At 70.6% G+C, this 8,456-nt stretch carries 7 protein-coding genes; 5 read left to right on the top strand and 2 right to left on the bottom strand.

The window, feature by feature from the left end; genetic code table 11:
* On the top strand, positions 1-997 hold a 997-nt coding region (locus tag AC08OX_RS11590; RefSeq protein WP_476607825.1), incomplete at its 5' end, for a hypothetical protein.
* 165 nt (positions 998-1,162) lie between these two features.
* Here AC08OX_RS11590 and AC08OX_RS11585 read toward each other — a convergent pair.
* A complete protein-coding gene (locus tag AC08OX_RS11585; RefSeq protein ID WP_023841562.1) occupies positions 1,163-2,032 on the bottom strand; it encodes a heme o synthase in 870 nt (289 codons plus the stop codon).
* 942 nt (positions 2,033-2,974) lie between these two features.
* Here AC08OX_RS11585 and tal point away from each other — a divergent pair.
* The 4 genes from tal to pgl all read left to right on the top strand — a co-directional run bounded on the left by tal (position 2,975) and on the right by pgl (position 7,677).
* Positions 2,975-4,090: a transaldolase gene (tal, locus tag AC08OX_RS11580; protein WP_476607824.1), complete on the top strand. Its 1,116-nt coding sequence runs from the start codon at positions 2,975-2,977 to the stop codon at positions 4,088-4,090.
* Between the two features lie 142 nt (positions 4,091-4,232).
* Positions 4,233-5,765: a glucose-6-phosphate dehydrogenase gene (gene zwf, locus AC08OX_RS11575; protein WP_476607823.1), complete on the top strand. Its 1,533-nt coding sequence runs from the start codon at positions 4,233-4,235 to the stop codon at positions 5,763-5,765.
* Positions 5,766-5,785: 20 nt separating this feature from the next.
* On the top strand, positions 5,786-6,883 hold the full coding sequence (locus AC08OX_RS11570; protein WP_476607822.1) for a glucose-6-phosphate dehydrogenase assembly protein OpcA: 1,098 nt from the start codon (positions 5,786-5,788) through the stop codon (positions 6,881-6,883).
* On the top strand, positions 6,880-7,677 hold the full coding sequence (gene pgl, locus AC08OX_RS11565; RefSeq protein WP_476607821.1) for a 6-phosphogluconolactonase: 798 nt from the start codon (positions 6,880-6,882) through the stop codon (positions 7,675-7,677). Before AC08OX_RS11570 ends, pgl begins: the two co-directional genes overlap by 4 nt.
* A 69-nt stretch (positions 7,678-7,746) precedes the next feature.
* On the opposite strand, the gene AC08OX_RS11560 is transcribed toward pgl, so the two are convergent.
* Entirely contained in the window at positions 7,747-8,136 is a 390-nt protein-coding gene (locus AC08OX_RS11560; RefSeq protein ID WP_476607820.1) for an SHOCT domain-containing protein, read from the bottom strand.
* Positions 8,137-8,456 lie beyond the last annotated feature (320 nt).

Genomic DNA, 8,456 nt, shown 5'->3' with positions numbered 1-8,456 from the left:
GACCGTCACACCACGCGACCTTCGCGCAGCCCTGGAGGAGACCCTACAGTTTCTCACCCGGGCACAGAACACACCCGCCCCGGAGATCCTGGCTCTCCTGTGGAACGAGGTCCGGCGTCTCTCCGGCTCCTACGGCGACCATCTCAGTCTGCTTGTCGACGACCTGATCGTGACGCGCAAGGCCATCTTCCGCCTACTCGACGACCCCATCGACCCCCACCAGATCCGAGACCTCTACCTACTCGGGGGCCTCGTCTGCGCGATGCTCGCCCACGCTTCCCGCGACCTCAGCCAGACTCACCGGGCACTGACCTACCAGAACGCCGCACTCATGTGCGCCGAACGCGCTGACCATCCCGGCCTACGCATCATCGTCCGCACCGAACAGGCCGCCACCGCCTATTGGATGGGCCGACCCGCCGAATCCATCCACTTCACCGAACTCGCCACCCTCGACACCGACCGCGTACGCGGCTCCATCGCCGTTCTACCGTCCGTGCAGCAGGCCCGCGCCCACGCCGCCCTCGGCGACACCGACCGGTCCCGCACCGCACTGCTGCACAGCCGTCGCATCCGCGAACGCGTCCAACCCGATGATCTCGACGAAATCGGCGGGCTCATGCGCCTGTCCCTGCCCGAACAACTCGGCATCGTCGCCGGGACCGCCGCATGGTTCCCCAACCCCGCCGAAGCCGAACAGGCAGCCGACGAAGCTCTCACCGCCTACCAGCACGCCCCCCACGCCGACCGCTCCCACAACTCCGAAGCGATCGCCCGCGCCGACCTCACCCTTGCCCGGGTTCGACTCCACGCACTCGATGCCGCCGAGGACGCCCTACGCCCCGTCCTCGGCATCCCCCCACAGCACCGGGTCCTCCCCATACGGGAGGGTGTACGCCGACTCGGCAAGGCCCTTCAAGACGATCCGATCTACCAGGCCACCCCCGACGCCCAGGCCCTCACCGCCACCATCGACGACTTCACCCGCCACGACTAACCGAAAGCCCTACCAAGCTGAGGTGTACAAACAGAACCAAAGAAAGATCGTCGCCAAAGTTCTCTACTCTTTTTTGTTTTAAAACAACGCCCCGTCCTGATCCCGGTGACACCGGGATCAGGACGGGGCGGGGTCGGTGGGGTGGATCGGTGGGGCCGGACGAGATCAGACGAGAGCGGTGACGGCGATCGCCACGAACAGCAGAGTCAGATACGTGATCGACATGTGGAACAGGCGCATCGGCCTCGGGTCCTCGCCGTGCCGGGCCCGGCGGGCGACCCGGTGCGACTCGACCAGGAACCAGGCGCCCACCGCGACGGCGGCGACGAGGTAGACCGGGCCGGTGGAGGCGACGGGAGCGACCGCGAGCGAGGCTGCGACCATCGCGTAGGCGTAGCCCAGCATCCGCCGGGTGACGACCTGGACGGAGGCGACGACCGGCAGCATGGGGACGCCCGCCGCGGCGTAGTCGTCGCGGAACTTCATCGCCAGCGCCCAGAAGTGCGGCGGGGTCCAGAAGAAGACGACGGCGAACAGCAGCACCGCGGCCCAGCCGACGGTCCCCGTGACCGCCGACCATCCGATCAGGACGGGGAAGCAGCCGGCCGCGCCCCCGATGACGATGTTCGACGGGGTGCGGCGCTTCAGCCCGAGGGTGTAGACGAAGACGTAGAAGGCGATCGCCCCGTCCGCCAGCAGCGCGGAGGGCCAGTTGACCAGGAAACCGAAGAGCAGCGTCGAGACGATCCCGATCACGATGCCGAAGGTCAGCGCCTCCGTGGGCGTGACGGTCGCCCGCACGAGCGGACGGCGCTTCGTGCGGCCCATCATCTGATCGATGTCACGATCGACGTAACAGTTGATCGTGTTCGCGCTGCCGGCGGCGAGGGTTCCCGCCACCAGGGTCACGGCGATCAGCCAGAGCGACGGCACGCCCCGTTCGGCGAGCATCATGACCGGGACGGTGGTGATGAGCAGCAGTTCGACCACGCGCAGCTTCATCAGGGCGACATAGCCGCGGGCCTTCGCCGACACGGCCGCCCAGCCCCCGCGGGTGGCGTGCCCGGCGCCCGGGAGCCCGTCGGCGGGCGGGCCGCCGGCCTCCGGCGCCGGTACGGCCGTTGCCTCGACCGACGGTGACGTCACGGACCCGACGGTACCCAGGGCGGCGAGGGAACCGGCTGCCAGCCTGCCATCAGTGCCGCCACCGGCCGTGCCGACGGTCTCGGCGGGCGGCGACGGGAGCGGCACGTCCGCGCCACCAGGCGTGCTCTGATCACCAGAAGTACTCTGATCACCAGGAGGGCTCTGGGCCGGGGGAAGGGTGAGCGGGGACGAGAGTACGGGCCCCGCGGTCGTTGGCTTGGAGGCGCCCGCCCGCCCCGGTCCGCGGGCGGGGACATGCCGGTGACGAAGGACGGCCTCGGTAGACAGAGCGACCTCGCGATCGGCGGGATCGACGGGCGACCCACGCGGGACGGTGCCCCGAAAGTCGGAGCGGACGGTGTTCTACGACGTGTCGGAGTCTAGCCGCCGCGGCGCTGCGTACGCGCGTCGACCGCGCCCGGACCCCCGCCGCCGTCCTGCGTCCTCTCTCACAACCGCGCCACGCGGCCCCCCGGGCGGCGGCGACCGACATGTACTGGCGTGGGGCATCGGACAGCGACGGTGGGCATGGCGCATGGACGGCGGGCATCGGGCATCGGGCAGGGACCGCAGGGACCGCAGGGACCGCAGGGACCGGGATTCCACTCGTCGTGCGCGTTGTTCTCCCAACCGCCACCCGAGACTGTCACGGGGATCCGCAGACTGGGATCAGACTGGAAACAGACTGGGATGGAGCCGGCCCCAGAGGGTAGTGCCCTGAAGGGGGTGCGCCCATCCGAAGCGCGAGAACAGCCATGAAGCGCGAGAACAGCTTGGAGGCCTTGGAGACATGGTGAGGACGCCACCGCCCGCGGAGAGGAAGTCAGCCCGATGAGCAATCCCCTGTCCGAGCTCTCAGCCGCCGGAGTGGCGGTCTGGCTGGACGACATCAGCCGGGACCGCCTACGCACCGGCAACCTCGCCCACCTGGTCGAGAACCGCGGCGTCGTCGGCGTGACGAGCAACCCGACCATCTTCCAGAAGGCGATCAGTTCGAGCGACCTGTACGACGAGCAGCTGCACGACCTGGCGATCCGCGGCGTGGACGTCGGCGAGGCCGTCCGGGCCATCACGGCCGCCGACGTGCGCGACGCCTGCGACGTGCTGCGCGGCATCTACGACGCCAGCGGCGGCGTCGACGGCCGGGTGTCCCTGGAGGTCGATCCCCGGCTCGCCCACGAGGCCGAGCGCACGCTCGCCGAGGCGCGTGCCCTGTGGTGGCTGGTCGACCGGCCCAACCTGTTCATCAAGATTCCCGCCACCCGGGCCGGCCTCTCGGCGATCACCGAGACGCTTGCCCAGGGCATCAGCGTGAACGTGACGCTGATCTTCGGACTCGACCGGTACGACGCCGTGATCGACGCTTTCATGACCGGTCTGGAGAAGGCCCTGGCCGCGGGGCGCGACATCTCCGACCTGGCCTCGGTCGCGTCGTTCTTCGTCAGCCGGGTGGACACCGAGGTCGATCAGCGGCTGGAGAAGATCGGCACCCCGGAGGCGAAGGCGCTGCGCGGCCGGGCCGCCGTCGCCAACGCCCGGCTGGCCTTCGAGCGGTACGAGAAGGCGTTCGCCACTCCCCGCTGGGCGGCCCTGGCCGCGGCGGGCGCGAAGCCCCAACGCCCGCTGTGGGCGTCAACCTCCACCAAGGACCCGTCCCTGCCGGACACGATCTACGTCACCGAGCTGATCGCGCCCGGAACCGTCAACACGATGCCGGAGGCGACCCTGGAGGCGTTCGCCGACCACGGGTCGGTGACGGGTGAGACGATCCGCCCCCGCTACGAGGAGGCCCATGAGGTGTTCGCCCAGCTCACGGCCGTCGGAATCGATCTCGACGACGTGATCGGGACCCTGGAGAGCCAGGGCGTGCAGAAGTTCGAGGACTCGTGGACCCAGCTGTTGGACACCATCGCGGCGCACCTGGGCTCACCCAGTTCGTCCGCGTAAGGCCTGGCGCCGGCCGTGGCCGTGACGGTCGCCACGGCCATCGCCACGGCCGTGATGATCGTCTCAGCGTCGTTCAGGGACACCCGACGGTCCCTGGTGAAACAACCTCGGAGAGACCACAAGCAGAACGAAGGGGGAACGGGTGGCGCCCACGGTGAGTACCAACCCGCTGCGGGACCCACGTGACCGCAGACTGCCGCGCCTGCCGGACGCGAGCGCCCTGGTGGTGTTCGGCGCTACCGGCGACCTGGCCCGCAAGAAGCTGATCCCCGCCGTCTACGACCTGGCCCACCGCGGCCTGCTGCCGCCGGGTTTCGTCCTCCTCGGGTTCGCCCGCCGGGACTGGTCCGACGAGGACTTCGCCGAGTTCGCCCGGCAGGCCGCCGAGAAGGGCGCCCGCACACCCTTCCGCGAGGAGGTCTGGGACCGGCTGGCGGGCTCCGTGCGGTTCCTGCCGGGGTCCTTCGACGACGACGCCGCGTTCGACCGGCTCGCCCGCACGCTGGAGAGCCTGGAGCACTCCCACGGTATCCGTGGCAACGCGGCGTTCTACCTGTCGATCCCGCCGTCGGCCTTCCCGGTCGTGCTCAAGCAGATGCAGCGCACCGGGCTCTCCTCGGCCGCGGGTTCGGGCAGCTGGCGCCGGGTCGTCGTCGAGAAACCGTTCGGTCACGACCTGGAGTCGGCCCGGCAGCTCAACGCGCTCGTTGACGACGTCTTCACCCCGTCCGGGGTGTTCCGCATCGACCACTACCTGGGCAAGGAGACGGTCCAGAACCTCTTCGCGCTGCGCTTCGCCAACACTCTGTTCGAACCGATCTGGAACTCCCAGTTCGTCGACTCGGTGCAGATCACCATGGCCGAGGACGTCGGGATCGGCACCCGGGCCGGCTTCTACGACGAGACGGGCGCCGCCCGGGACGTGCTCCAGAACCACCTGTTGCAGCTGCTCGCCCTGACCGCGATGGAGGAGCCGGTCAGTTTCGGCGCGGAGACCATCCGCACCGAGAAGCTGAAGGTGCTCCGCGCGGTGTCGCTGCCCATGGACCTCAACCGCTGCGCGGTAAGGGGGCAGTACGAGCAGGGCTGGCTCGCCGGGGAGCGGGTCCCGGGCTACCTCGACGAACAGGACATCCCTGCGCAGTCGCGGACGGAGACCTTCTCGGCGGTGCGCCTCGGCATCGAGACGCGCCGGTGGGCCGGGGTGCCGTTCTACCTGCGGACCGGCAAGCGGCTGCCACGGCGGGTCACCGAGGTCGCCATCTTCTTCAAAAAGGCGCCGCACCTGCCATTCGACGAGACCGCCACCACCGAGCTCGGCAACAACCAGCTGGTCATCCGGGTGCAGCCCGACGAGGGGGTCACGCTCAAGTTCGGCTCCAAGGTCCCCGGCTCGGCGATGGAGGTCCGGGACGTCGCGATGGACGTCCTGTTCGGTGAGGCGTTCACCGAGGCGCTGCCGGAGGCCTACGAACGGCTGATCCTCGACGTGCTGCTCGGCGACGCGACGCTGTTCCCGAACAACGCGGAGGTCGAGGAGTCCTGGCGGATCGTCGATCCGCTGGAGCGGCACTGGGCGGGCACCACCCCGCACCGCTACCGGGCCGGCACCTGGGGTCCGGTAGCCGCCGACGAGATGCTCGCCCACGACGGTCGCCGGTGGCGGCGGCCATGACCATGGATTAGGAGCCCCTCGTGACCACGTTGTGGGACACCACCGGTTCTGAGGTGGTCAAGGCCCTCGCCGCCGAACGACGGGCGGCCGGAGCCCTGGCCTTCGGTCTGGCGCTGACCCTCGTCGTCGTCGTTGACGAAAAGCACGTCAGCGCCGCTGAGGGCGCGGCGACGCTGGCGGCCTCGGCCCATCCGTGCCGGCTACTGATCGTCGTCCGCCGGCAGGTTGACGTGTCGCATCCCCGGCTCGACGCCGAGGTCTCGATCGGCGGTCGGCTCGGCCCGGGCGAAGCGGTCGTGATGCGGATGTCCGGCCGGTTGGCGCTGCACGCGGAATCGGTCGTGCTTCCCCTGCTCGCACCGGACGCCCCGGTGGTCACCTGGTGGCACGACGAGCCGCCGGCCCGGATCGCCTACGACCCGCTCGGCGTGTTCGCCGACCGGCGGGTCACCGACGTCACCGCCAGCCCGGATCCGCTGTCGGCGCTGTTCCAGCGGGCCGCGGACTTCGCCCCCGGCGACACGGACCTGTCCTGGACCAGGCTGTCGCCCTGGCGCACCCTGCTCGCCGCCGCCTTCGATGCGGTGGTCAGCGAGCGGCCGGACTCAGCTGTCATCACCGCAGGCCGGGCCGATCCGAGCGCCCAGCTGTTCGCCGGCTGGCTCCAGAACAGGCTCGCCGTCCCGGTGACGGTCGACGAGACGGGCGGCCGGCCCGGTATCACGGCCGTCGCCGTCGCCCTCGACGGGGACCGGCTGGCTGTCTCCCGCACCGACTCCCGCTCGGCGATGATCTCCCGCACCGGCTATCCGGACCGGGTACTGCCTCTGGCCGACCGGGGCGTCGGAGACCTGCTCGCCGAGGAGCTGCGCCGGCTCGACGACGACGCCGTCTACGCCGAGGCCCTGGGTACCTGGAGCGGCCTGCCGAACCTGACCAGACGCTCGCCGCACCGAGAGCACATCTGGCGGGACCCGATGGACCGGACCGTGGGCGCCACGGACGCGTTGGCCGCCGGCGCCGTGACGTCGGGCACCGCGACGTCGGGCACCGCGGCCCCGGGCACCGCCCCGATGACGAGTGCCCCGAACAACGAACGGACGGTGGGTGGCGCATGACGGCCGAGCCAGAGCTCGTCCTCCATCGTGACGCCGGGGTACTGGCCAGGGCGGCCGCGGCCCGGCTGATCACCCGGCTGGTGGACGCCCAGACGGCCCGCGGGGAGGCCTCACTCGTCCTGACCGGCGGTGGCATCGGCATCGCCCTGCTGCGGGCGGTGCGATCGAACCCGGCTCTCGACGCGGTGGACTGGGGCAAGGTCGACATCTGGTGGGGCGACGAGCGGTTCGTCACGGCAGGCTCGCCCGACCGCAACGAGCGGCAGGCGCGGGAGGCGCTGCTCGATCACGTCCCGGTGGATCCCAAACGGATCTTCCCGATGGGCCATCTGGCGGCCCCGACCGCGGGCGGTGACGTCGAGGGACGGGCCTCGGCCTCCGGCTATGCCGATCCGGAGTCCGCCGCGGCGGAGTACACCGCGCTGCTGGCCACCCGTGCCGTCGCCGGATCGGCGGTGCCGAGCTTCGACGTGGTGCTCCTCGGGCTCGGCCCGGAGGGCCATGTCGCCTCGCTGTTCCCGGACTCCCCCGCGGTCGTCGCGACCGAACCGGTGGTGGCCGTGCATGACTGCCCCAAGCCACCGCCGGAACGCGTCACGCTGACCCTGCCGGCCATCCAGTCCGCCCACGAGGTCTGGGTGATCGTCGCCGGGGAGGAGAAGGCCGATGCGGTCGCGGCGTCGTTCTCCGGAGCGGGACCGATCACGATCCCGGCGACGGGAGCCGTCGGCCGCGACCGCAGCCTGTGGCTCGCCGACCGGGCCGCCGCCTCCCGGCTGCCCGGCTGGCGGTGACACGGTCCGTGGACGACCTGTCCCGTAGACCTGTCCCGTGGGCCGGGCCCACGGGACGGCACCGGCGGATCAGGTCAGGATCTTGGTCTTGCCCCGCTCGAACTCGGCCTCGCTGATGATCCCCCGGTCGCGCAGGTGCGCGAGCTTGCCGAGTTCGTCGGCGTCGCTCGTCGTCCCGGCGGCCTCCTGGAGGTAGGCGCGCCAGGCCTGTTCGTCGCGCTGCGCCGCGGCGCGGCTGCGCTCGTGCATGCTGCCACCCCGCACGATCAGGTAGGCGATCACGCCGAGCCAGGGCAGCACCAGGATCGCGACCGTCCAGGCGGCCTTCGCCCATCCGGACAGATCCTGGCTGCGGAACACATCCATGATCACCGCAAACAGCAGCCACAGCCACAGGATGAAAGCAAAAAACCACAGCATATAGAGGAAGACGCTGAGTAGCGGAAAATCGGGATCCACGGAGTACCTCCTGTCCACCTGTCCACGCCATGGTCGGGCGGTGGCCTGGACGGGCCACCGCCGTCCCGGCGTCCTGGGCCCCGGTTCCGGCCCGGACCCGGTTTCTGACCCGGTCCGTTCATACCCGCGCCGGGCCGTCCCCCCGTCTCGCCGCCTCACCCGCCGGGGGTGGACCGCCCAGCACGCTCACCCGCTCACCCGGCAGTCCGGTCAGCCGGCAGTCCGGTCAGCCGGCAGTCCGGTCAGCCGGCAGTCCGGTCACCCGGCCGTCCGGTCAGACATCCCATGTTTTTGGCTGTCAAGCGGCGAGGTTGAGTGTT

Source organism: Frankia sp. CoBUL1, assembly GCF_978021245.1.
Note: the sequence above shows the minus strand (reverse complement) of the source record. Positions and strands in the feature narration are given on the sequence as shown.